The organism is Acinetobacter sp. LipI_15 (assembly GCF_058242865.1).
In genome coordinates, this window is sequence record NZ_JBZAYN010000001.1 from 971797 (window position 1) to 995967 (window position 24171).

At 41.2% G+C, this 24171-nt stretch carries 21 protein-coding genes and 2 tRNA genes; 10 read left to right on the forward strand and 13 right to left on the reverse strand.

What is annotated here, in order from left to right; translation table 11 throughout:
- Positions 1-8 precede the first annotated feature (8 nt).
- On the reverse strand, positions 9-875 hold the full coding sequence (locus AC4CU0_RS04715; protein ID WP_490742579.1) for a lytic transglycosylase domain-containing protein: 867 nt from the start codon (positions 873-875) through the stop codon (positions 9-11).
- A 497-nt stretch (positions 876-1372) separates the two neighbouring features.
- On the opposite strand from AC4CU0_RS04715, the gene ttcA reads away from it, so the two are divergent.
- Both ttcA and AC4CU0_RS04725 read left to right on the forward strand, forming a co-directional pair.
- Positions 1373-2302, forward strand: coding sequence for a tRNA 2-thiocytidine(32) synthetase TtcA (gene ttcA, locus AC4CU0_RS04720; protein ID WP_078192144.1), 930 nt, complete (start codon positions 1373-1375; stop codon positions 2300-2302).
- Positions 2303-2524: 222 nt separating this feature from the next.
- Positions 2525-2908 carry an SCP2 sterol-binding domain-containing protein gene (locus AC4CU0_RS04725; RefSeq protein ID WP_180008384.1) on the forward strand — a complete coding sequence of 128 codons (384 nt, stop codon included), beginning with the start codon at positions 2525-2527 and terminating at the stop codon, positions 2906-2908.
- A 76-nt stretch (positions 2909-2984) separates the two neighbouring features.
- On the opposite strand, the gene AC4CU0_RS04730 is transcribed toward AC4CU0_RS04725, so the two are convergent.
- Positions 2985-4097 carry an MltF family protein gene (locus AC4CU0_RS04730; protein ID WP_078192143.1) on the reverse strand — a complete coding sequence of 371 codons (1113 nt, stop codon included), beginning with the start codon at positions 4095-4097 and terminating at the stop codon, positions 2985-2987.
- Between the two features lie 364 nt (positions 4098-4461).
- Here AC4CU0_RS04730 and greB point away from each other — a divergent pair, with 364 nt between their 5' ends.
- The 6 genes from greB (at position 4462) to epmA (ending at position 8525) form a co-directional block, all read left to right on the forward strand.
- Positions 4462-4956: a transcription elongation factor GreB gene (gene greB, locus AC4CU0_RS04735; protein WP_180003371.1), complete on the forward strand. Its 495-nt coding sequence runs from the start codon at positions 4462-4464 to the stop codon at positions 4954-4956.
- 86 nt (positions 4957-5042) lie between these two features.
- Positions 5043-5132, forward strand: a tRNA-Ser gene (locus AC4CU0_RS04740).
- A gap of 228 nt (positions 5133-5360) precedes the next feature.
- Positions 5361-5450, forward strand: a tRNA-Ser gene (locus tag AC4CU0_RS04745).
- A gap of 165 nt (positions 5451-5615) precedes the next feature.
- Positions 5616-6368, forward strand: a complete 753-nt coding sequence (locus AC4CU0_RS04750; RefSeq protein ID WP_490742580.1) for a class II aldolase/adducin family protein — start codon at positions 5616-5618, stop codon at positions 6366-6368.
- A 115-nt stretch (positions 6369-6483) separates the two neighbouring features.
- Positions 6484-7551: a 4-phosphoerythronate dehydrogenase gene (locus AC4CU0_RS04755; RefSeq protein ID WP_490742581.1), complete on the forward strand. Its 1068-nt coding sequence runs from the start codon at positions 6484-6486 to the stop codon at positions 7549-7551.
- A gap of 5 nt (positions 7552-7556) precedes the next feature.
- On the forward strand, positions 7557-8525 hold the full coding sequence (gene epmA, locus AC4CU0_RS04760; RefSeq protein ID WP_490743461.1) for an EF-P lysine aminoacylase EpmA: 969 nt from the start codon (positions 7557-7559) through the stop codon (positions 8523-8525).
- 41 nt (positions 8526-8566) lie between these two features.
- Here epmA and AC4CU0_RS04765 read toward each other — a convergent pair whose 3' ends face one another.
- From AC4CU0_RS04765 to ahcY, 7 genes are all read right to left on the reverse strand, one after another.
- Positions 8567-9004, reverse strand: coding sequence for a GNAT family N-acetyltransferase (locus tag AC4CU0_RS04765; RefSeq protein ID WP_490742582.1), 438 nt, complete (start codon positions 9002-9004; stop codon positions 8567-8569).
- A gap of 170 nt (positions 9005-9174) precedes the next feature.
- Positions 9175-10410, reverse strand: coding sequence for a multifunctional CCA addition/repair protein (locus tag AC4CU0_RS04770; RefSeq protein WP_490742583.1), 1236 nt, complete (start codon positions 10408-10410; stop codon positions 9175-9177).
- Positions 10411-10491: 81 nt separating this feature from the next.
- On the reverse strand, positions 10492-12771 hold the full coding sequence (locus tag AC4CU0_RS04775) for an NADP-dependent malic enzyme (protein WP_490742584.1): 2280 nt from the start codon (positions 12769-12771) through the stop codon (positions 10492-10494).
- 140 nt (positions 12772-12911) lie between these two features.
- Positions 12912-15788: a bifunctional diguanylate cyclase/phosphodiesterase gene (locus AC4CU0_RS04780; RefSeq protein WP_490742585.1), complete on the reverse strand. Its 2877-nt coding sequence runs from the start codon at positions 15786-15788 to the stop codon at positions 12912-12914.
- A gap of 182 nt (positions 15789-15970) precedes the next feature.
- Entirely contained in the window at positions 15971-16684 is a 714-nt protein-coding gene (locus tag AC4CU0_RS04785; protein ID WP_180008364.1) for a 16S rRNA (uracil(1498)-N(3))-methyltransferase, read from the reverse strand.
- 32 nt (positions 16685-16716) lie between these two features.
- Entirely contained in the window at positions 16717-17553 is an 837-nt protein-coding gene (gene metF, locus AC4CU0_RS04790) for a methylenetetrahydrofolate reductase [NAD(P)H] (RefSeq protein WP_168378282.1), read from the reverse strand.
- A 192-nt stretch (positions 17554-17745) separates the two neighbouring features.
- Complete coding sequence (gene ahcY, locus AC4CU0_RS04795) at positions 17746-19128, reverse strand: adenosylhomocysteinase (protein ID WP_180008360.1); 1383 nt, start codon at positions 19126-19128, stop codon at positions 17746-17748.
- Positions 19129-19399: 271 nt separating this feature from the next.
- On the opposite strand from ahcY, the gene AC4CU0_RS04800 reads away from it, so the two are divergent.
- Together AC4CU0_RS04800 and AC4CU0_RS04805 are read left to right on the forward strand one after the other, a co-directional pair.
- Positions 19400-20347, forward strand: a complete 948-nt coding sequence (locus AC4CU0_RS04800; RefSeq protein WP_490742586.1) for a DUF4424 family protein — start codon at positions 19400-19402, stop codon at positions 20345-20347.
- Between the two features lie 65 nt (positions 20348-20412).
- Complete coding sequence (locus tag AC4CU0_RS04805) at positions 20413-20937, forward strand: cysteine peptidase family C39 domain-containing protein (RefSeq protein WP_490742587.1); 525 nt, start codon at positions 20413-20415, stop codon at positions 20935-20937.
- A gap of 64 nt (positions 20938-21001) precedes the next feature.
- On the opposite strand, the gene AC4CU0_RS04810 is transcribed toward AC4CU0_RS04805, so the two are convergent.
- The 4 genes from AC4CU0_RS04810 to AC4CU0_RS04825 form a co-directional block, all read right to left on the reverse strand.
- Entirely contained in the window at positions 21002-21514 is a 513-nt protein-coding gene (locus AC4CU0_RS04810) for a tetratricopeptide repeat protein (RefSeq protein WP_180134620.1), read from the reverse strand.
- Between the two features lie 102 nt (positions 21515-21616).
- Positions 21617-21955 carry a DUF3325 family protein gene (locus AC4CU0_RS04815; protein WP_490742588.1) on the reverse strand — a complete coding sequence of 113 codons (339 nt, stop codon included), beginning with the start codon at positions 21953-21955 and terminating at the stop codon, positions 21617-21619.
- A complete protein-coding gene (locus AC4CU0_RS04820; protein ID WP_490742589.1) occupies positions 21952-23703 on the reverse strand; it encodes a PepSY-associated TM helix domain-containing protein in 1752 nt (583 codons plus the stop codon). Before AC4CU0_RS04820 ends, AC4CU0_RS04815 begins: the two co-directional genes overlap by 4 nt.
- Position 23704: 1 nt before the next feature.
- Entirely contained in the window at positions 23705-24052 is a 348-nt protein-coding gene (locus AC4CU0_RS04825) for a hypothetical protein (protein ID WP_180109446.1), read from the reverse strand.
- Positions 24053-24171 lie beyond the last annotated feature (119 nt).

Here is a 24171-nt window from a genome sequence, read left to right on the forward strand (position 1 = left end):
CAGTGAATTTATTCATTGAAATAAATGCGCGCTGAGGCAGACGCATTTGCTGTCGCAAATGAACCTGAAGGTGCATCAGTAAAACTACCATTGTCTGTTTGAATAATTTGACGTGCCGGTGACTTGGCAACAGTAGGGGCAGCAGCATGATAATTGTCCGAGCTGGCAATAATCCGACCACTACTATTTGAAGTGCTATTTGAACTGCTCGAACTCGAGACACTTAAACTGCCAGCATATAGGTTACTGTAGCGGCTAGTGACACGGCGGACATAGTCTTGGGTTTCACGAAAAGGTGGGATACCACCATATTTCGCGACATTGCCTTCACCTGCGTTATAACCTGCTAAAGCAAGCGAGGTGTTGCCATTAAAACGTTTCAGTAGCCAAGATAAATATCGAGCACCAGCCATAATATTCTGATGAGGATCATAAGCATTTGTTACATTGAAGCGACGTGCAGTAGCAGGCATGAGTTGCATTAAACCTTGCGCACCGACAGGGGAGCGTGCATTGGTGTTAAAACCTGATTCGGTATGCATCACCGCTTTGATTAGACCTTCGGAAACACCATGCTGGGCCGCGGCTTGTTTAATAATATTGTCAAACGCATTTTTATTCCTACTATAGCTGGGTAACACAGACGCTTCATTTGAGCCCCAGTTACTATAACTATGGATATTACTGTCCGGATAGTAGGTTTTTTTCTCAACTTTTAGATTGCTATAGCGGCCTTGTTTATTGGTGAGTAACGTTGTGCCATTACTTTCACGCAATTGATAAATCGTTTGGCCGGCAAAAATGTTTGGTGCAGCTAAACTGATAGCCACACTTCCACCTAATAACAGCCCCAAAGTCCAAGTAATGTTTTTCATTTTATTGTGAAGAAAAATTCTGTCCCCAAACAGTTAAAGAGAGTTTATCAAAAAAAAATTAGATGAAAAGGCTTCATAGACTGATTTCTTCTTTACTTTGTAAAAATCAAGTCATTTTGATGATTCAATAATCAAAAAAAATATTTATTTTTTTTTAATGAGCATAACTTGACACATCTAAAGCATTGATAAGTAATAAATAATAAATAGATCAAAAAATGATCAATTTAAATAGAAGCCTTAAAATAAGGGCAGCTCACCTTGTCAAGTCATTTAAAATCCACAAAGTTATCCACAGCTTTTGTGGACAACTGTGGAAAAGTCCAAAAGATAAGCGTTTCGCCTAAAAAATGAACTCGACTGTATAAAATAATGCACTGAAGATTACGTGATCATGACAGTATTTCTACTTTTTTCGGAAATTACATTCTTTTGATGCGAGAAGTCTGCGAATCGGATAAAATTGCGCGGTATTTTTTTTTAGGTTTAACTCGTCTATGTTCTCGCCAGTTGAGTCCGAACAAGGATTTAATTTCAAACCAGAACTACCAACTAGCTCTGCGTATTATCGTCTATTGAAAAAGCTACGCCGTCAGGTCGGTCATGCCATTCGTGATTTTAAAATGATCGAAGAGGGTGACAAAGTGATGGTCTGTATTTCAGGCGGTAAGGACAGTTATACCCTGCTCGACATTTTGTTGCAGTTTAAGCGTATTGCGCCGATTAATTTTGATGTGGTTGCGGTCAACCTTGACCAAAAACAGCCGGGTTTCCCTGAAGACGTATTGCCACGTTATTTAGAAGAAAACAAAATTCCGTATTACATCTTAGAAAAAGATACTTACAGCATTACCAAACGTTTAACACCAGAAGGTAAAACGTACTGCGCAGTGTGCTCGCGTCTACGTCGTGGTTCGTTATACGGCTTTGCTCAAGAAATTGGGGCGACGAAAGTGGCTTTAGGTCATCACCGTGATGATATTTTGGCGACGTTCTTTTTGAACTTGTTCCATGGCGGCAGCTTAAAAGCCATGCCACCGAAATTATTGTCTTCTGACAAAAAGAACATTTTGATTCGTCCACTGGCTTATGTGGAAGAAAAAGACATTATCAAATATGCAGAAATGCGTAAGTTCCCAATTATCCCGTGTAATTTGTGTGGTTCTCAAGAAAACTTACAACGTGCGATGCTAAATGACATGCTGCGTACTTGGGATAAAGAATTTCCAAAACGTTTACACAGTATTTTTGGTGCGTTGCAAAATGTATCACCTTCACAACTGGCTGACCGTGAGTTATTCGACTTTGAAGCCCTAGATGAACAACGCGAATTTGACTTTAAAAATAGCGAAAGTTGTTCAACTGAAGAAGGTGAGTCAGAAAGCAAACGCATTAATATGGTGAACTTAGGGTTTATGGCAGATTAAGCCGAAAACCTCATCACGCAAAAGGCATTCTACGGAATGCCTTTTTTATGCTTATGATTTTTCTCATTTTGTTATTAAACAGTTAAATATTGAACGGTGCGTACAAAAAACTTTAGCCTTTTCACAAATGATCATGCTATAACAAACCTCAAGCAAAATATGCTTGCACTGATGTTGTCCGGAACGGCAACACACACGAACAAAATAAATTGAGGAAAGATCATGCCTGCTTTTTTAACTGATGATTGGTTTTCAACTGTAGAAACTCTGACAGCTCAAGCTGGTGATTTAAACTTACCACCTGCATTGGCTAATCTTGCAATTAACCTTGTGGTTGCTGACGCTGCAGGCAATACTGAATTGTCATTAGATGGTGGTGCAATTAAAAAAGGTTTATCTTCAAACGCGAAAACAACGTTGAACATGGATGCTGAAACTTTACGTAAAGTATTCCTTGAGTTTGATATGGCTGCAGCGATGCAAGCGTTTATGACGGGCAAAATAAAAGTACAAGGTGATATGTCACAATTGATGGCATTACAAACAGCAAAACCAAGTGCTGAGCAAAAAGATTTGTTCAAAAAAGTACTTGAGCAAACTGCTTAAGTTTAAAACGAAAAAAGCTTACCTAAAGGTAAGCTTTTTTTTGTGCGCTCACATGTAAATGTTAGGTGGACGCATATTAGATATTCACCAGTTGTGGTGTGGTTTTAATATGTTCCAAATACGCACGAATACGCGTGACATATTGCACAGCTTGACGATAACGACCATTGCTGGCCTTGTTACGGTCTAGATAAGCATATAAATTCACCCACTTATTCGGGTTTTTACCCTGAGACTGGATGCGCTTTTGAATCTGACTTACAGCACCAGGACCCATGTTATAAGCCACTAAGGCATACCAATTACGATCAGGGTACGGAATGTTACTATAACGGTTTAACATTTGGTCATAGTACTTTGCACCACCTTGAATGCTTTGAGTCGCATCTGTACGGTTGCTCACACCCATGGCTTTTGCTGTACTGTTGGTCAGCATCATAATGCCACGAACACCCGTTGGGGATACCGAGTCAGGTTTGAGGTAAGACTCTTGATAACCAATCGCTGCCAATAAATGCCAGTCGAGGTCATATTGCTTGGCGGTGTTTTTAAAACTTGCCTTATAGATCGGCATACGTTTACTTAAATCACGTTGAATCACATTCCAAGAATCTTGTTTGACCACATTACGGTTGTAGAATGATGCCAACTGTCCAATTGCGCCATTTTGTTTGGCACGGCAAATAAAACCACTCGCGGTTTGGCTTAGTGGATCATCTGCATTTTTAAATACCCAGTTTAAGTTGCTGTTTAAACCATTCTTTTTTAAAGAAACGGTATCACCACAACTGGCTGAAAATGACGTCAAATGCTTGGCTTCAATGGTACTCATTTCGGCAGTGGTCATAGCAAAATTGGCTTGACCTTTGGCAACCATTTTTAAAGCAGTGGCATTGTCATTCACTGTTTTAAAATCTAATTGGACATTTAAACTTTCTGCATAGTTACGTGCAAGGTCGTAACCAAAACCATGTCGATGTTTACCATCCTGAAAAACAATGGCAGGATTGGCAACTGCAACAACAGTGAGTTTATTACTGTTGACGACAGCATCATATTGATGTGCTGTTTTGCTGGCATTAATACTGTGAAAAGGAATTAAGATAGTACTAAGTGCAAGCGCTTTAAATGGGAGAGAGTTAAAAGAGTTAAGGCAAAGCCTCGACCCAGAAGTTGAACTACTGTGCATGTTGTCTCCGCTACAAGTAATTTATGCCCTAAAAAGCAAAGGCAAACAGGCCTCAGACTTTTTCAAGTTTGATAAATTCAATAAGGGTTGGGCAGTCATGACGTCATTCAAAAATGACTAGGGGTTTCGGGAAATATGTAGAAAATCTACACTGGATAAAAATTAAACAAGCCTAAAAGATGTGCGCATAATAATGAGCAAAAAAATACTTGTCAAATTTTGTACGAAAAAATATTAAAATATGTAACATAAATAATTGATTTTGTTTGGGAATAAATTTTATATACTTTGCCTGTGTAGAAATGGAGGATAAAATAGGCATGTTTTGTAAAAATCAGCGCTTGCTCAAGGCCGAAAAATCATCATGAAATCTAACTTAATTACCCGTGGTGGACACGATTTATTGGTCGCTGAACTTCAACATTTATGGCATGAAGAACGACCTGAAATTACCAAAAAAGTGAACTGGGCGGCCAGTCTTGGCGACCGTTCGGAAAACGCGGATTATCAATATAATAAGCAATTGTTACGCAAAATTGACCGACGTGTACGCTATTTGGGAAAACGTTTGGAAGAGCTTCGTATTATCGATTATTCACCCGAGCAAAAAGGGAAAGTCTATTTTGGGGCGTGGGTCGATATTGAAAATGATGAAGGCGAACAAAAAACGTTAAGGATCGTGGGGGTAGATGAAATTTATGATCATCATCCACAGCATATCTCAATTGATTCACCTATGGCTCGAGCACTCCTGTCCAAGCAAGTGGATGATGAGGTCGAAGTCCTGACCCCACTGGGAAAAAAATGTTGGTATATCAATTCAATTCGTTATGAAATGGGCGAAAGTACTGAAAAATAACAAACTGCTCTTATTTTGTTCAATTGGACGTGTTTTTTACAAAATAATTTGCCATTGCTGAAATTTATTTATATGATGGCGGCCATGGAAGCGTGGCAGAGCGGTTTAATGCACCGGTCTTGAAAACCGACGAGGGCGCGAGTCCTCCGTGAGTTCGAATCTCACCGCTTCCGCCAAATTCAAAAACCCTGATGTTTTAACATCAGGGTTTTTTTATATGCGTAAATTGAGGCAATGTAATTAGCTATGATCTTAATTAAATATATATTGATTGAGCATCTGTTTTTCAGCTCTAAGCCAAAATTTTACAATCGCCTAAATTTTGTCTGAACGATTCGCCAAGTGTTCAAAATAAGGCAAAATAATTTGCCAATCTGAATTTTTATTTATATGATAGCGGCCATGGAAGCGTGGCAGAGCGGTTTAATGCACCGGTCTTGAAAACCGACGAGGGCGCGAGTCCTCCGTGAGTTCGAATCTCACCGCTTCCGCCATATTCAAAAAACCCCAATGTTTTACATTGGGGTTTTTTTTTGCCTAAAATTTTTGAATTATTTTTTCGACAGGCGAAGCTGATATACAGCATGGATATGACATGCTATTAATTATTCACAATAAACAGAAAACATAATTAATCGATTTAGAAAAGGAATTCATCCATGCAGAAACCAGAACTTATTCATGAACTGGAATGGCAAGAGCGTTGTCAATTGGCGGCACTGTATCGCTTGGTGGCTTATTATAAAATGACCGACTTAATTGATACCCATATCAGCCTGCGTTTAAGTCATGAACCTGAGCATTTTCTGATTAATCGCTATGGTGTGACCTTTGACAAAATGACGGCTTCGGATTTGGTCAAAATTGATCATGAAGGTAAAATTGTTGAAACCTATGATGCAGGGAAGATGGTGAATGTCGCAGGTTTTGTGATTCATTCTGCCTTACATCATGCACGTGCAAATATTAATTGTGTGATTCATACGCATACTACAGATGGCGTGGCAGTTTCTGCGCAGGAACATGGTTTATTGCCAATTTCGCAACATGCGTTAAAGTTCTATCAGAACATTGCTTATCATGAATATGAGGGCATAGCCTTTTCAACTGAAGAGCATGAAAGGTTGGTGCAGGATATGGGACATTATCGCTGCATGATTTTACGCAATCACGGCTTGCTTGCGACTGGAGATAGTGTGGCACGGGCATTTCATGAAATTTACTTTTTAGAACGGGCTTGTCAAATTCAAGTAAAAGCGTTGTCGAGTGCTACATTGCATTATCCGAGTCCGAAGGTTTGTGAACATACGTTGCAGCAGTTTGAAAATCCGATGGCCGAGCCCATTATTCAAGCGGCTTGGCAGGCGGCCTTGTCTTTAATTGAAGATCAGCACTCAGATTATTGTCGTTGATATAATTTTCAATCATCAAGGTTGTAGATTGAAGGCACTGTGCCTTATGTGCAGAAGAATAGTCATGGCTTGATCAACGCGTTATCATGTTCATAGTGGAACTATGAGATGAACTATGAAAATCGTTGCAGATGAAAATCTGGCATTTACTGAGTATTTTTTTGCCGAATTTGGTGAAATAAAGCAAGCGGCAGGTCGAACATTGACCCATGAGGATGTCAAAGAAGCCGATGCATTATTGGTACGATCAGTGACTCAGGTAAATGCAGAATTAATTCAACAGACCGCACTCAAATTTGTCGGTAGTGCTACGATTGGAACAGATCATTTAGATATTAATGCTCTAGAAAAGCAGGGCATTGCTTGGTCAAATGCTGCAGGTTGTAATGCACAAGCGGTTGCTGAATATGTGATTACGGCATTGCTGTACGTTAAACCTGAATTATTGAATGCAAATGAACAATTTACCTTGGGCATCGTTGGCTTAGGTAATGTCGGTTCACGTTTGGCCGTCATGGCAGAATTATTCGGTTGGAATGTCATTGGCTATGATCCATTTGTGCAATCTGATCAGGTGAAACAAGTTGAATTTGCAGAACTGTTAAAAAAAGCAGATGCGATTAGTATCCATGTGCCACTAACTAAAGTGGGGGAATATCCAACCTATCATTTAATCAATGCTGCTGCACTTGCCGCTATGAAGCCAACTGCGATCTTGATTAATTCCGCGCGTGGGCCAGTGGTCGAAGAAGCTGCCTTAATTGCCGATATTCAACAGACACAGCGTAAAGTGGTCTTAGACGTTTTTGAGCATGAGCCAGAGATTTCAGCAGCGTTGTTAGATTTAATTTACGTGGTGACACCACATATTGCGGGCTATAGCTTGGAAGGTAAAGCACGTGGCACACAGATGATCTATGAAGCATTCTGTCAAACTTTTAATCAACCGATAAATAAAGCCTTTGAAAGTCAGTTGCCCGTCTGTGAGCAGTATTTTACTGGCGCTGACTTTAAGACGGTATTACAGCGTTATTTAAAAGATATTTATGACATTGCTCGTGATGATGCAAACTTACGTGCTTGCCTAAAAGACGGCAAGGTGGATCAAAAAGCCTTTGATTATTTACGTAAAACCTATCCTTTACGCCGTGAATGGGCTGCGCATGGAGGCCCTGCAGCATGAGTCAAATGAACTTTCAGCCGAGTTGTGAACTCACTGCACTTCGTGCACGTGCCACGATGTATGCTCAAATTCGCCAGTTTTTTGCTGCACGTGATGTGCTTGAAGTGGAAACACCTGTGCTTTCACAAGCGGGTGTCACCGATGTGCATTTAGCATCGGTACAAGCTCAGCGTCATGTGAATGGTCAAAAGCAAACGCATTATTTGCAAACTTCACCTGAATTTGCCATGAAGCGTCTGTTGGCAAGTGGCAGTGGGCCTATCTATCAAATCTGTAAAGTTTTCCGTGATGATGAACATGGACGTAAACACAACAGTGAATTCACCATGTTGGAATGGTACCGTCCGGGTTTTAGCTTAAAAGACTTGATGTTTGAAGTGACGGATTTATTGAATGAAACTTTGAAACAGCGCTTTGGTGAAATTCGTCCGACTATTTTGAGCTATAAGCATGCCTTTATGGATCGTTTGGATTTGAACCCGTTACAAGCTTCTTTACAAGATCTAAAAGATTGCTGTCGTCGTGTGGGGCTAAGCTTAGATTTGGGTGAAGACCGTTTAGGCTATATCGATTTATTGTTTTCGCATTATGTTGAGCCGAGCCTCGGTTTTGATACGCCAGTGTTCCTTACTGATTTTCCACCGGAAATGGCTTCTTTGGCGAAAACCCGTGTGGACGAAGATGGGGAGTTGGTTGCAGCACGATTTGAGCTGTATATCGAAGGTTTAGAGTTAGCGAATGCTTATGATGAACTGATTGATGCGGATGTTTTACGCAGTCGTTTTGAGGCAGATAATGCAGAGCGCGCTAAACTTGGGTTGCATGTGATGCCGATTGATGAATATTTGCTTGCTGCATTACCGCATATGAGCGAGTGTGCAGGTATAGCCTTAGGTATTGATCGATTGCTAATGGTGGTTATGAATCAGCTAAAGCTTGAAAAAGTCATTAGTTTTCCAGCCGATATTTCTTAAAAAATGTCCGGATCGGCTGATGGTAAAATTGGCCGATCAATTTAAATATTTAGTAAAATCAAAACCATATAGGCTTCAAACCCTAAATTTTGATAAAAAGCATGTGCGGCATGTCGTTCCGGACGATTACCACTGTTGAGTAAAATACGTTTTAGACCTTGTCGCCGAGCGTTTTGCTCAATGGCTTGCATGAAGCGTCGCCCTAAACCTTGACCGCGGTAACGGTCATCAATGACAAAAGCCTGAATCCGAATAAATCTTTCCTCAAACTCCCAACTGTATTGTTGGATAAAACCTGCATAACCAATGACGCGGTCATCAGCCGTCATCACCAAGGTTTGATAATGCTGATCCAAATGAATCAACTGCCAATGCTGTTGGAGTCGCTCTAGTGGTATTTCATAACCCAATTGGAGTGTGAGTTGATGAATGTCGAGGAGATCTTTTGGGAGGTGTAGTGGACGAATTTGGGGATGCATATTGTCAGCTCGATGGTTTTTCTTAGAGCATAGATAAAAGTGCATAAAGGTGAATGCTGAAATTTTTCAAAGCTTATCTATATTTGAAAGGGTAAGGTGAAATATTGCAAAAGTTAAAGTTTTAAGAATATAGAAAAGGAAAATTAAAAAAGCACCCGAAGGTGCTCTAATTAAGCTTCAACTGCATATTGACTGGTTTTAAGTGCGGCAATGGCTTGGATACGTCGTTCAATCAGCATTTCACCAATATCCGGCCCTGATACATCAGGTGGAAGATCGGCAGCTTTAATATTACGAACCACTTGCATCGCATCTAAAACGTATTGAGCTTGCGGATAGGCACGATCCTCTAAACCTAAGCGACCACGTGAATCACATTCACAGGCTTGTACAAAGGCCTCTACGCGTTCAGGACGGCGTAGCACATCCATACGTTGTAACAGGCGCCACAAGGTACCCGGTTTTAAACTCAAGGCTTGATGGCATTTTAAATGCTCTTTACACACTGAGATGGCCAATTGTTTGGTATTGGTGGGTACACGCATACGGTCACAGACTTCGGTAACGGGTTTTACACCACGTTCTTCATGCATGATATGGCGCGGTAACTCATCCACTGGAGTGAGTGCTTTGCCCAAGTCGTGTACCAGTACAGCAAAACGAACATCCAAAGAATAATTGGCACGACAGGCTTGCTGCAACGACATCATGGTATGAATACCACAGTCTATTTCAGGGTGATATTCAGGACGCTGTGGAATACCGTATAACGCATCAATTTCAGGGAACAAGACTTTTAAAGCGCCACAGGCTCTTAAGACCTCAAAATATTCATCTGCGTGGTCTTCCATTAATGCACGAGACGTTTCCTTCCATACACGTTCAGGTGTAAGGGCTTCAAGCTCGCCAGATTTGGCAAGCTCTTGCATCAGTTCCAATGTTTCATCAGCCACTTTAAAATCTAAAGCTTTATAACGTGCCGCAAAACGTGCAATCCGCAGAACTCGCAAAGGATCTTCGACGAAGGCATCAGAAACATGGCGAAGGATGCGGCGCTCTAAATCTTGTTGACCATGGTAGGGATCATAAATTTGGCCAGCATCATCCATAGCAATCGCATTGATCGTGAGGTCACGTCGAATGAGATCTTGTTCGAGTGTGACATTGACGTCGGTATAAAATTCAAAGCCATGATACCCATGTCCAGACTTACGTTCTGTACGGGCTAAGGCATATTCGTCTTTGGTCTCTGGATGAAGAAAAACAGGGAAATCTTTACCCACAGGTTGATAACCTTGAGCAAGTAATTGTTCCGGCGTTGCACCGACAACGACATAATCTTTTTCGTGATAGGGGTGCCCGAGCAAGTGATCTCGAACTGCACCGCCTACTAAATAAACTTGCATGAAAAAACCTCTATTCTTAGAGCAATCATGCTACAGAACAGAGGTTTTCTCAAGTCACAAAGTGTGTTCAGGTCAACTAAATTAGAGTGCTAGTTTTTCGTTTTCTTGAATCTCTGCAACAGTTAATGCAGTCATATTCACTAAACGGCGAGTTGTCGCTGTTGGCGTTAAAATATGAACAGGTTTTGCAGCACCCAAAAGAATTGGGCCAATCGTCACGTTACTACCTGAAGTTGATTTCAACAAGTTGAACGAAATGTTCGCTGCATCCAGATTAGGCATAATCAGCAAGTTCGCAGAACCTTTAAAACGTGAGTTCGGGTATGCGAAATGACGAATATTTTCATCCAGTGCGGCATCACCATGCATTTCACCTTCAACTTCAAGTTCAGGTGCAATTTCTGACAAAATATCATAAACCTTCCGCATTTTTTGTGCGCTAGGATCATTTTGGTCAGAACCGAAACTTGAGTGAGAAAGCAATGCTACACGCGGCGTAATACCAAAACGGCGTACTTCTTCAGCCGCTAAAATAGTCATTTCAGCCAGCTGTTCAGCTGTTGGATTACGGTTAATGTAAGTATCGGCAATAAACAAGTTACGATCTTCAAGCATCAATGCATTCAAGGTAAAGAAGTTATTACGACCGTCTTTTAACCCAATCACATTGCTGACGAAGTCTAAGTGAATGTCATAGCTAGAATAAGTACCACATAGCATACCGTCAGCCACACCATGACGAACTAGCATTGCAGCGATCAGGGTAGAACGACGACGTGCTTCACGCTGAGCGTATTCAGGCGTTACACCTTTACGCTGCATGATGCTGTAGTAATCGTCAGCAAACTTATCGTAATCAGGGTTTTTCTCTTGATCGACGATAGTGATGTTCACGCCGTCTTCAAGACGTAGACCTAATTTCTTGATGTTCGCTTCAATGACTGCAGGACGACCGACAAGAATTGGTTTTGCTAAACCTTCATCAACAGCAATTTGCACCGCGCGAAGTACACGTAAATCTTCACCTTCAGCATATGCAATGCGTTTCGGATCAGTTTTCGCTTGCGCAAAAATTGGTTTCATCATAAACGCAGAGTTATAAACAAACTCAGATAAACGTTGACGATATGCAGAGAAGTCTTGAATCGGACGAGTTGCAACACCAGAATCCATCGCTGCTTGTGCAATTGCAGGTGCAATTTCAAGAATCAAACGTTGATCTAATGGGCGCGGAATCAGGTAATCACGACCAAATGAAGCAGATTTTTCACCATACGATGCAGCATCAGCTTCGACATGCGCCATGCGAGCAATCGCATGTACACAAGCAATCTTCATCTCTTCATTAATCGTAGTTGCACCAACATCTAGTGCGCCACGGAAGATATAAGGGAAGCAAAGCGCATTGTTCACTTGGTTTGGATAGTCTGAACGACCAGTTGCCATAATCACGTCTGGACGTGCTTCATGTGCATGTTCAGGAAGAATTTCAGGGTCAGGGTTAGCAAGGGCAAAGATGATCGGATCTTTCGCCATGACTTTAACCATTTCTTTGGTCAAAATACCTGCTGCTGAAAGACCGAGGAACATGTCCGCACCTTCCATTACATCAGCAAGCTGAGAGCCTTCGATGTCTTGAACGTATGCCTTTTTCGACTCATCCAAGCCTTCACGTTTAGTCGTCAATAAACCGCGTGAATCTGCCACAACGATGTTTTCTTTTTTTACGCCAAGTGCGCAAAGTAAGTTCAAACATGAAAGGGCAGCAGCACCTGCGCCAGAAGCGACAATTTTGATTTCTTCAATTTTTTTGCCATTGAGTTGAAGTGCATTCAGTAATGCAGAACCCACAATGATTGATGTACCGTGTTGGTCATCATGGAACACAGGAATATTCATGCGTTCACGAAGTTTTTGCTCGATGTAGAAACACTCTGGGGCCTTGATGTCTTCAAGGTTGATACCACCGAAAGTTGGTTCTAATGCTGCAACGATATCTACGATTTTGTCTGGATCGTTTTCAGCAATTTCAATGTCAAAAACATCAACACCAGCGAATTTTTTGAATAGAACGCCTTTACCTTCCATAACAGGTTTTGACGCTAAAGGACCAATGTTACCTAAGCCCAGTACGGCTGTACCGTTACTGACTACAGCAACAAGATTACCGCGCGCTGTGTAAAGTGCAGCAGTAGATGGGTCGCGTTCAATTTCTAAACAAGGTGCAGCGACACCTGGCGAGTATGCGAGGGCTAAATCGTGTTGGTTGACCAATTGTTTGCTTGGTGTAACGCTGATTTTCCCCGGAGTTGGAAATTCGTGATAATACAAAGCCTGCTGTTTTAAAGATTGATCGTCCATCTGTATCTCGATTGTGTTTTGTTTATCCAATATAAAGCTGCAATGCTTGCTTTATCCGCTTGAATATAACATTAGTTGCACAGTTGGGACAGTCGAAGTCGCGTCTTTTTCAGACAATCTTATAGCTCAGGCATAGTGACTTATATTAAGTAAGTATAAGCAGGCGAAGAGATATTATTTTCAAGGAACACGGTTGCCTCTTCTTGTGGCAGTGGCTTAGAGAAAAAATAGCCTTGAGCAATGTCACATTCTAAGTCTTGTAGATACTGTAACTGCTGTTCAGTTTCAATCCCTTCAGCGACTACCGTCATGCCCATCGCTTTACCCATGGCAATCATGGCACTAACGATGGCCAATTGTTTATTTTCACCAATTTTAGAGATAAAACTGCGGTCTATTTTTAAGATATCAATTGGAAAATCAGCTAGATAGGATAGAGAAGAATAGCCCGTACCAAAGTCATCAAGTGAAATATGGATCTTACGTTTTTTGATTTCATTCAATAGTTCACGTACTGAATCTAGATTTTCGACCAAAGAAGATTCGGTAATTTCCAGCTCCAGACTAGCACCATCAATTTGATTGGCATCTATCGCTTCATCGAGATCATTTAATAATTGTCCACGGCGCAGTTGCTGTGCAACAATATTGACGGATACACAAATATTTTGATAACCCAAATTATTCCAAAAGCGAATTTGCTGCGCGGTTTTTTGCAGGACAAAACGCCCGATATCGGAAATTAAACTGGTTTGTTCTGCTAAAGGAATAAATAAGCTCGGTGGTATTAAGCCTTTTTCAGGATGATTCCAGCGCACCAAGGCTTCAAAACCGTAAATATTTTTATCACGGAAATTGATCTTCGGTTGGTAATACACAACCAGCTCATTATTTTGAATGGCTTTACGTAAGTCTCGTTCCAAGAAGATACCTTGTTCTAATAATGCGGTATTTTCATTGGAATAATAACGTGTAGTATTGCCTCCCAAATTTTTGGCTTCACTCAGCGCTTGTTCCGCACAGTTATTTAGATAATCTAGCTGACGACCATGCTCAGGGTAGAACGCGACGCCCATCGATAAAGTGATGACATGATCTTGGCCAAAAATATTAAAGGGAATGCTAAAGGCTTTATTGATGCGTTCACAATGCTCTTGCACAGAAGGGCGGATGTGTGAAATTTCATACACAATCGCAAAATCATCGCCATTTAAATGTGAAACAAACAGAGCTTCGGCATTGGTCAGACGCAAACGCTGTGCGACTTGGCGTAACAGTTCGTCACCACCATTGTTGCTGAGATATTCATTTAATGGACGGAAACGGTCGATGTTTAAACGTATGACGGCCAACTGTTTAATCGAATCTTGTTGCGAAACTAAATACTGATGCAGTTGATAGTTGTAATAAAAACGGTTCGGCAAATCCGTTAAGGTGTCATAATTTTCTAAATAAGATAAACGTTGTTCTTGCAATTTACGTTCTGTTAAATCTGAGACAATTCCAATGTAATGGGTGACGCGATTTTGATCATCGGTAATCGCATTAATATGCATCCATAGCGTAAGTTCTTTACCTGAAAGAAATTTTTCGTGCAACTCACCATCATATTCACCAATTTTCAGCACTTGTTTAATGATCGAGTAGTGCATACTGCGTTGAATTGATTTGTAATTTGCTGTGATATCAAATAGATGTTTGCCAATAATTTGGTCGTAGTTAAAGCCGGTTAATTGTTCGTAAAACGGATTGACTTCGATATAGCACAGCTCTTCATTTAAAATGAAAATCCCTTCAGCAGCTTGTTCGAGTACGCTGGCTGCAAGTTTTAAACGTTCTTGAGACGTCCGTTCTTGATGGATATCACGACGAATACCGACCATGCGCAAGGGCTTGCGGTTATCTGGATCGCGTTGAATGACTCGCCCAATATCATGTACCCAACTCCATTTTCCTTGACTGTTTTGAATCCGATAGGTGGCCTCATAACGGTCTTTAAATCCACGAAGATGTTGAATCATTGCTGATTTAAAATGAGGAATATCATCAGGATGGATCACATGTTGTAACTGTTGCTGATGCTCTTTCGAATGTCTAAGGGTTTTTTCTTGCTTATAGTTGGTGACAACGATTTTACGGTCTTTGATATTCCAATCCCAAGGACGTAAACCGGCGATTTCATGCGCAAGGACTAAATTGGCTTGTTGGTTTTCTAAATCCTTGTTCATTTGCTCAATGTCGAAGGTTCGCTCTTTAACTTTCTGTTCAAGGATTTGGTTACCCAGTTGTAGCTGTAATTCGATGTCTCGTGATTTGTTGACTTCATCTTGGAGCTGCTGACACAGTTCATCAGTCCATTTGACTTGTTGCTTGGCACTATCGACCAGTAGGTTATTTTTAGCATGTAAGGTCGATACACGACGATGAATTCGATATGACGTCATGGCGCACATTAGAATCACAATGAGCCCAAAATTAATACTCAGGCTAAATAAGTGATTTGAACCATCTAAGAAAAAGAACTGTGCAATCAGATAGGGCACGATAGACGGGATAAAGGCTAAACAAAAATAATTGAGTTTTTGCGTCAAATAGGTCAAACCAAAGGTTTGCGTCACGATCAAGAGTAGGGCAGAGAGCGTCAGGGCTTGAATTGGTTCAAAGCTTTGATTGGTCGTAGGCAAATAATAAAAAATTAAAAAAATACCGCTCGCAATCAGTGTGCCGACAGAAAAACACTGAAATTGTAGCCAACGATGCGCAATCATCAGTGAATATTGTTCGGGTTTAAAATAAACGGTGCTCATCAGCCAGCATAAACTGACAAAAACTTCGGTAAAAATAAACCAAATATTGAAATACAAAGATGGTGATTTATAAAAAATTTGATATATCGAAAAAATATATAAGCAAATAATCAGGATACTGACTAAAAAATAGCGGCTATGGCGAATCGTGTTCGCAATTTGAGCAGTATGATTGTACTGCTTGATATATTCATCTTGTTTATACGTCATGAATATAAAAACCTGCCTTAACCAAATTTAGATCGTTGTATTTGTATTGTTCCTGAGAGTATTTGTTTATTCTTAGTAACAAATCATTTGTTTTTATTGACTCTAGGGTAATTGCGTTACAAATAAAAAGCAATATCAAGGATGCCATCATTGATGCTTTCAGATGAACTATCGAGTAAAAATTAAATAAATTTATAATTTAAAATTGAAAGTGCAACTACAGGTGCAGTTTCTGTGCGAAGGACACGTTCACCGATACACCAGTTCACAAAACCTTTCTCATTTGCGGCGCTGATCTCGGCTTCGCTCAAGCCACCTTCAGGGCCAATCAGTAAGGCAAAGTACGGGTCAGCATCAGCTAATACATCAACTTCATCTTTATTGGGTGCGAGTACCAACTTGGTTGTCGGCAGATCACTTTCCAACCATTTTTCAAGGGAAAGTGGCGCAAGTACTTTAGGGACAATGTTGAGACCACACTGTTCGCAAGCTGCAATAGCAATGCCTTGCCAATGGTCGAGTTTCTTTTGATCACGATCGTACTTCAAACGCATTTCACAACGTTCTGAAGTGAGTAGTTGAATTTCAGAAACACCGAGTTCCACCGCTTTTTGAATCGCATAATCCATGCGGTCGCCTTTGCTCATCACTTGACCCAAGAGCGCTGTAAAATGTGGTGTGCGATTGCTTGGATTGAATTGCAAAACTTGGACGGCAGCTGACTTTTTAGCGACTTCAACCAATTCAACATGGTATTCGCCACCTTGCCCATTGAACAAAGTGGCTGTTTCGCCTACTTGAGCACGTAAAACTTTTACCCAGTGATGAAACACTGTTTCCGTTAATTCAACAGTCGTATCAACAGTTAAATCAGCTTCAATATAAAAACGTGGCATTAAAGTTTTACTCTCAAAAAGGTCGAAATGTCTTATGCAAGACCGAGGTCTTTCACAAGTTGACGTGTAGGGTCAGTGGTGTTCATGGTGTAGAAGTGCAGGCTTGGCGCACCACCAGCAATCAGGCGTTCGCAAAGTTTTACAATCACTTCATGACCAAAGGCTTTGATTGACGCTGTATCGTCGCCATAAGTCGCAAGCTGTTTGCGAATCCAACGTGGAATTTCTGCACCTGTACCATCAGCAAAGCGAATTAAATTACTTGCATTGGTAATAGGCATGATGCCTGGAGCGACAGGAATGTTCACGCCTTCTTTTTGAATGCGCTCTACAAAGTAGAAGTATGCATCTGGGTTAAAGAAGAACTGTGTCAAAGCTGCATTTGCGCCCGCATTGGCCTTATCGCAGAAACGTTTGATGTCGAGATCAAAACTGTCTGCTTGCGGATGCATTTCTGGGTAAGCTGCAACTTCAATTTTGAAGTGATCGCCAGTGTGCTCACGGATGAAACGCACAAGATCTGTTGCATAAGGCAATTCGCCCAAGCCCACTTGACCAGACGGCAAGTCGCCACGCAGCGCAACAATACGGTCAATGCCTTGCGATTTATACAAATCCAGCAATTCAGCAATACGTTCTTTGCTGTCACCAATACAAGACAGGTGAGGGGCAACCGGTGTGCCTTTACCGTTGAAATCATTCAATGTAGACAAAGTGCGTTCACGGGTAGAACCGCCTGCACCATAAGTCACAGAGAAAAATTCAGGATTTAATAATTGTAGTTCTTGGTGTACAACTTTAAGTTTTTCCGCGCCCGCATCAGTTTTGGTTGGGAAGAACTCAAAGGAAATAGGAATCTGTTTTGACATGTTCAAATCCTTTTTTATAAATACTATTTGTTTACCCTCTCCCTGACCTCTCCCAAAGGGAGAGGAGTATTCATTACTGAATTATGCAGGGTTAAACACCCAGCTTATTAAATTGATAAGATTTTAATCCTGAATACAATTTAACGAAGCTGTCACCCTCTCCCTCTGGGAGAGGGATGGGGTGAGGGTCAATTAATATTTATAAGCCTCAGCTTTGAACGGGCCTTCAACTTGAACACCGAGGTAGTCCGCTTGTTCTTGAGTCAAAGTCGTCAATACGCCGCCGAAACCTGCAACCATTGCAGCAGCAACTTCTTCGTCTAATTTCTTAGGAATAAGTTCTACGCGGATCGCCGCTTGTTTTTGATCTTCAGGAAGATCAGCAAATTTTTCAGCGAATAGGTGCATTTGACCCAACACTTGGTTGGCAAAAGAACCATCCATAATACGTGAAGGGTGACCGGTTGCATTACCAAGGTTCACCAAACGGCCTTCAGAAAGAAGGATTAAGTAATCGTTTTCATTTTCTGTACGATACACTTGGTGAACTTGTGGCTTCACTTCAACCCACTTGTAACCACGTAAGTAATTTGTGTCGATTTCAGTATCGAAATGACCGATGTTACAAACTACAGCGCCAGCTTTTAATGAATCAAGCATTGCAGCGTCACATACGTGGTAGTTACCAGTTGTTGTTACGATCAAGTCAGTATTTTGAAGAAGATCAAGGTTGATGTCTTCTTTCTTACCCGTTTGAATGCCATTTTTATACGGAGCAACAACTTCGAAACCGTCCATGCATGCTTGCATTGCACAGATAGGGTCAACTTCAGTGACACGTACAATCATGCCTTCTTGACGAAGTGATTGAGCAGAACCTTTACCTACGTCACCATAACCGATTACAAGCGCACGACGACCAGATAAAAGCATATCTGTACCACGTTTGATTGCATCGTTAAGTGAGTGACGGCAGCCGTATTTGTTGTCGTTTTTAGACTTAGTGACAGAGTCATTTACGTTAATCGCTGGAACTTTTAAAGTACCGTCGCGGTGCATTTCGTAAAGACGTTGAACACCTGTAGTGGTTTCTTCAGTAATACCGTGGATTTTTGCAATCACTTCTGGGTATTTTTCGTGAACAAGTGCAGTTAAGTCACCGCCATCGTCCAGAATCATGTTGGCATCCCAAGGTGTACCGTTCACATTGATTTGCTGTTCAAGACACCACATGTATTCTTCTTCAGTTTCGCCTTTCCAAGCAAATACAGGAATACCTGCAGCAGCGATTGCAGCAGCAGCGTGGTCTTGAGTAGAGAAGATGTTGCATGAAGTCCAGCGAACTTCTGCACCTAATTCAACTAGAGTTTCAATTAAAACTGCAGTTTGAATGGTCATGTGGATACAGCCAAGGATTTTCGCGCCAGCAAGCGGTTTAGCCGCTGCATAGCGTTTACGAAGGCCAATAAGCGCTGGCATTTCTGCTTCAGCAAGTTTGATTTCTTTACGGCCGTAGTCAGCTAGTGAAATATCGGCAACTTTGTAATCTGTAAATGAAGCATTAACCGCGTTCATCACGATCTCCTTAATAAAAACAATTGATCATTCAGTTCGCGGATGCCGTTGTTGATTGGAACGAGTGTCCAACCGAATCGTCGAGCCTAGCGATCTTATATTTAGTGCCTATAAGAAAGTCGCAGCATCCCTCGACTAGCGGTGTATTGTACTTGGAATTACGTTTTGTTCCAATCTGAAATTGGTTAATATCTGACTTATAGATTTCTTGATATGTAAAATTACGTCGCGAATATTTAAATTTCATAAATCGGTCAGGAGTATAAGAATAATGATTAAACCCGTAATGGCTTTATTGATGTTTTGGCCTGTTCTTGCCATATCCAATGACTCAACGGGTTATGTGGCAACAGGCGGTGTGCAATACCTGAAAAATAAAGATATTCAAATGTTCAGTGAAGACCTGTTTATTAGTAAAAAAATTATTAAGGTTGATTACCAGTTTAAAAATTTAAGCAATCAAGATGTGACTGAAACGGTCTTATTTCCGTTGCCAAAAGTAGAAAACTTCTTTGAATCTGATTTTGCCAATACAGAAAAGCTGCTCAAAAGTTTTAAAGTTCAAGTGAATGGAAAAACGATTCAGCCTGAAATGCACGTGCGCACTTTTATTCAAAAAAATGAGAAAACAGCCCCGATTGATATGACGGAGAGTTTTAAGCAATGCGGGTTTACGGAAAAAAACATGCTGAATCCGTGGAGCAGGCAAGATGTTGAATATGAAACTTTCGAAACAAAACTCAGACGCTGTAAAAATGTAGCGCTGCAAAAAGTATTGCCCAAAGATCCGAATGAAACCATTTCATGGTCGTCTCAGGTGATTTATAGCTGGAAGCAAACGTTTAAAGCCAATGCGCTCACACGTGTACAGCATCAATATGCACCGCTAGTGGGTGGGTCTGTGGCTTTATATCCTGATGAATATAATAAAAGTTATTGTATGGATCAAAACTTTAAGGCAGGACTCAGAAAGGCTAAATCACAGCATGCACCATTTCAAGCGCTGGGCTATATCTTAAAAACTGGTGCCAATTGGGCAAAGCCTATTCAAGATTTTAAACTGACTATCGAGCGTGATGCAGGAGAGTTGGTTTCTTTTTGCTGGGCAGGTAAAGTGAAGAAAATCAGCGCTACGCAGTTTCAAATGGTTGAAAAGAATTTTGTGCCCAAACAAGATTTGGACATTATTTTTGTGCATGTGAAATCAGGTCTGGATTAAAACTTGCAGGCAAAACTGCTGCGATTTGTTTATCATCGTCCATAAGCAATTTTGAGTTTTGATATATGTCGATGGAAATACCTGATGAGTTGGCAAATTTAGAAGCCAATGGCGGCATTTATGCAGTGTGGATGTTGCTGCAGCATTTAGGTATTGATGCGGATGTTCAACAGTTGATCGAAGTTTGCGCTTATGAAGCTGACCATGGCACAACAACCATTGGTTTGGCTGTAGGACTGAAAAAGTTTGGCTTTCTAGTAAAGTTTTACACAGAGCATGATCCTGAGCTGCAAGACAGTGAAAAACGCAGTTATGCAGAAGCAGACCAATTGGAACTGCCTATATTGCCTGCAATTGGCTATGCACAAATTCAGCAGGCTTTTGAACAAAATCAGTTTGTGATTGTGTATTACGATACTCTAGAGGGCGTGGGGAACCATTCTTTGGTGTATGACATTGACGAAACTGAAATTAGTTTCTTTGACAGCTTTGATGCCATGCCAGCAGACGTATTTGAACAGCAGCGTGGAGCAGAAGGCATTTGCCGACAAGTGATTACTGTTGACGTAAATAGCTATGTAGCGAGCTGAGCCATTTTGTTAAAAGCAAAAAGCCCATCATGAGATGGGCTTTATTTTTTAGAAAATAATTGGATTACTGCTCAGCCACATTGGCTTTTTCATTCCAAAAATCTGCTTTTTCTTCATCAGCGTCGATGCCTAAGCCATTGGCATAAATAAAAGCTAAATCACGCATGGCTTGAACTTCACCTAATTTTGCAGATTGTTCAACCAGTTCAATGGATTTAGCAACATCTTTTTCCACCACATCGCCGCGACGGTAAAAATTGGCCAATTCTAAAATTGCAGCAGGATGGTCATGTTTTGCCGCTTGTTCTAACCAGCGGTGTGCATGCTCAAAATAGGTATTAGATTCTTCAGGATCTTCTTCGAGCATATCTTTGGCATAGACTGCATAACCTTCACCCAGCCAATACATCGCTTCTACATGACCTAACTGAGCTGCTTTGAGTGCCCATTCTTCAGCAAGTTCAACATGCTCATCATTTTCACTTTGCATATAAATTTCAGCCAGTTCAAATTGAGCATCTTTATTGCCTGCCATGGCACGGTTATATAAAGCAGGAGAGATCGAAAGTTCAGACATGTGTAATCCAAAAGAGCAGAATAGGCATAGCCTAATCGGTTGGCATGAAAAAAGCCAATCCGAAGATTGGCTTTCAATGTTTAGAGAATGTCGTCTAAAGAATTAAAATTTCAATAACACTGCTGACAATACAAAGATGACAACTAAAGCACCAATAATTTTCCAAAAATATTCAGCGATATAACTAATACATAGCCCGACAAATAAAGCCGCAATGGTCAGCGCGCCAAAGCAATAACTGATGTTATTGCTCGGCGTGCCAAGTGAAAGGCAAAGTAGTAAGGCGATGATCAATAGCGCCCAGCCGACTAGCGTGGCTAACCGTGTTTGGCCCACACTTAGTTCTTTGCTGTAGAACTGCTTTTGATGTTTAGACATGCTGCTTGCCAAGGCAAAAAAACCTAAGCTACTCAGTGCCCAAATCAGGAGAAAGAACTTCATGCTTCAACCTCCTTTGTGCTACGTGCTTTTTTAACAGGCAGTCCTTTATGCTTTTTCACTTTGTAAAATGAATAGGCAAACAAAACAGCTAATAGCCACATTGCAAGGTCAAAGGATGCAATTATCCATTGGCCATTTGCCATGGTATTCCAAAGCGGTTGACCTCCAGTCATGAAGTTTACAATCGGCAGTAAGGCAAAAATTGCTGTGGCAAAAGCTAAAAGTTCCAACCACGCTTGACGGTGCGTACGGAACATCGCATAAATAAGCGTTAGTAGCCAAACAATAAAGAAACTACGAATTTCTAATTCCGAGCGGTTTTCAAGCTGTGCTGGAATAAAACGGTTGGCATAGAAAAATGCTGCACAGGCAATCGGCAAACCAATAATCGCTGCAATATTGGTCACTTCAACCGTGCGGTAGCCAAATGATTTAAAGCCTTGTTTTTGCTGTTGCGGCGCACGTTTTACACACCACAGAATGAGACCTGTAGCGACCATCAGTGTGCCTACAATCCCTGAAATAAAAAGCAGCCAACGTAGTGCTAAATCTACACCGCGTGCTTCATGCAGCGTAGTCATTACATTGTAAATACCCATCGGTACAGAAGGGTGCTTTAACTTGGCACTTTCGTCAGTTAAGTCTTTGCCTGTTACGCCATCAAATTGTTTGCTTGCATAGACATTTCGATACGCGACACTTTCACCATGTAAGGCGCGTAGTTCAATTTTAGCTTGGTCTGCATTCGGTGCAATGATGCTAACGGTACTAATCGGATTAGTTTTCCATTCAGTCTGAACCGCAGTCACGATTGGCGCTAAGTTGGTCAACGGCGCAGCAACGACAGGTTGCTCTTCACGTTTAGAGCGACGATCTCCTCGACCTTCACCACGGCTCTCAGCACGATTTTCGCCTTGGTTTTGTGCAGAATTGGCACGGGCTTGCTGTGGGCGTTCACCACGTTCATCGCGTCCTTGAGTGGATTCACGTCCTTCAGGTTTATTTTCCTGAACCAAGGCACGATTTTGTTCTTGTAAAAATTGTCCACGGTTTTCATAAATACGCTCAATCCCCCAAGGCATGATCGTAAATAACAGCAGCAACAGGCCACTAAAGGTGATCATGATGTGGAAGGGAAGCGCAAATACTGCGGTTGCATTATGTGCATCGAGCCAAGAACGTTGTCCTTTGCCTGAACGGAAGGTAAAGAAATCTTTAAAGATTTTTTTATGAGTAATCACACCACTAATGATGGCAACTAACATCAACAGTGTGGCTATCCCGATAAACCATCGCGTCCACATACGTGGCATGCCATATAGTTCGAAATGGAAACGATAGAGAAAATTACCACCACGCGTATCGCGCGGCTCAAGCACTTCACCTGTGGCACTATCAATGTAGATTTGTTTACCACCACGGCGTGCGCGAGGGTCTTCACCTTGTTCACGAACGGTAATTAAGGTGGCATTTTGACGCGTATTCGGCAGCAAAATATTCCAAGCACCTGCATTCGGATGATTTTGCTGTAAATAATTCAGTGCGACTTCAGTTTGTTGGACTTGTGAACTGGCTGGAACAGATTGATGCAGCTCAGGTGTCATCCAAACATTGATTTCATTTTTAAAGAAGCTCAGGGTTCCGGTCAGGAAAATAGCATACAGCAACCAACCTAAGATAAGGCTAGCCCATGTATGCAGCCAAGACATGGACTGGCGAGGCCCCTCTACTTTTGCATCAACACGCATTTTAGCTTCCCATCATCATGTAAATGGCATACAAACACACCGCAGGGATCACAATGCCTAAAGTTGCTTTGAGGGTTTTATTCACCATAAAGACCCAAATAAATGCACAGCTCCACAGGATAAATGAAATTAAAGTTGCACTCATGGCTGCACTTCCACGGTCTTCGCTAAATACATCTGCAATTACGATGGCAGATAGCATTGCGACAACATATCCGCCCACTAAAGCGAGGGCAAAGCGATAGAAAATCATCAAGCGATAGGTCAATAGAGAAGGAGTGTCTTTACGCGTTTTAGGCAGCGCAGATTTGAGGGGTGTCACGAGTGCCTCAGGTGGTGAGCTATTCATAAAATACTTAAGCGCTTGGAAATTGTATTAAAGTTAATCTAAATGATAACAATTATTATTAATAATTAGAATAATGTGTTCACATAATTATTGATATTTCAGCATGCTGAGTAGAAATT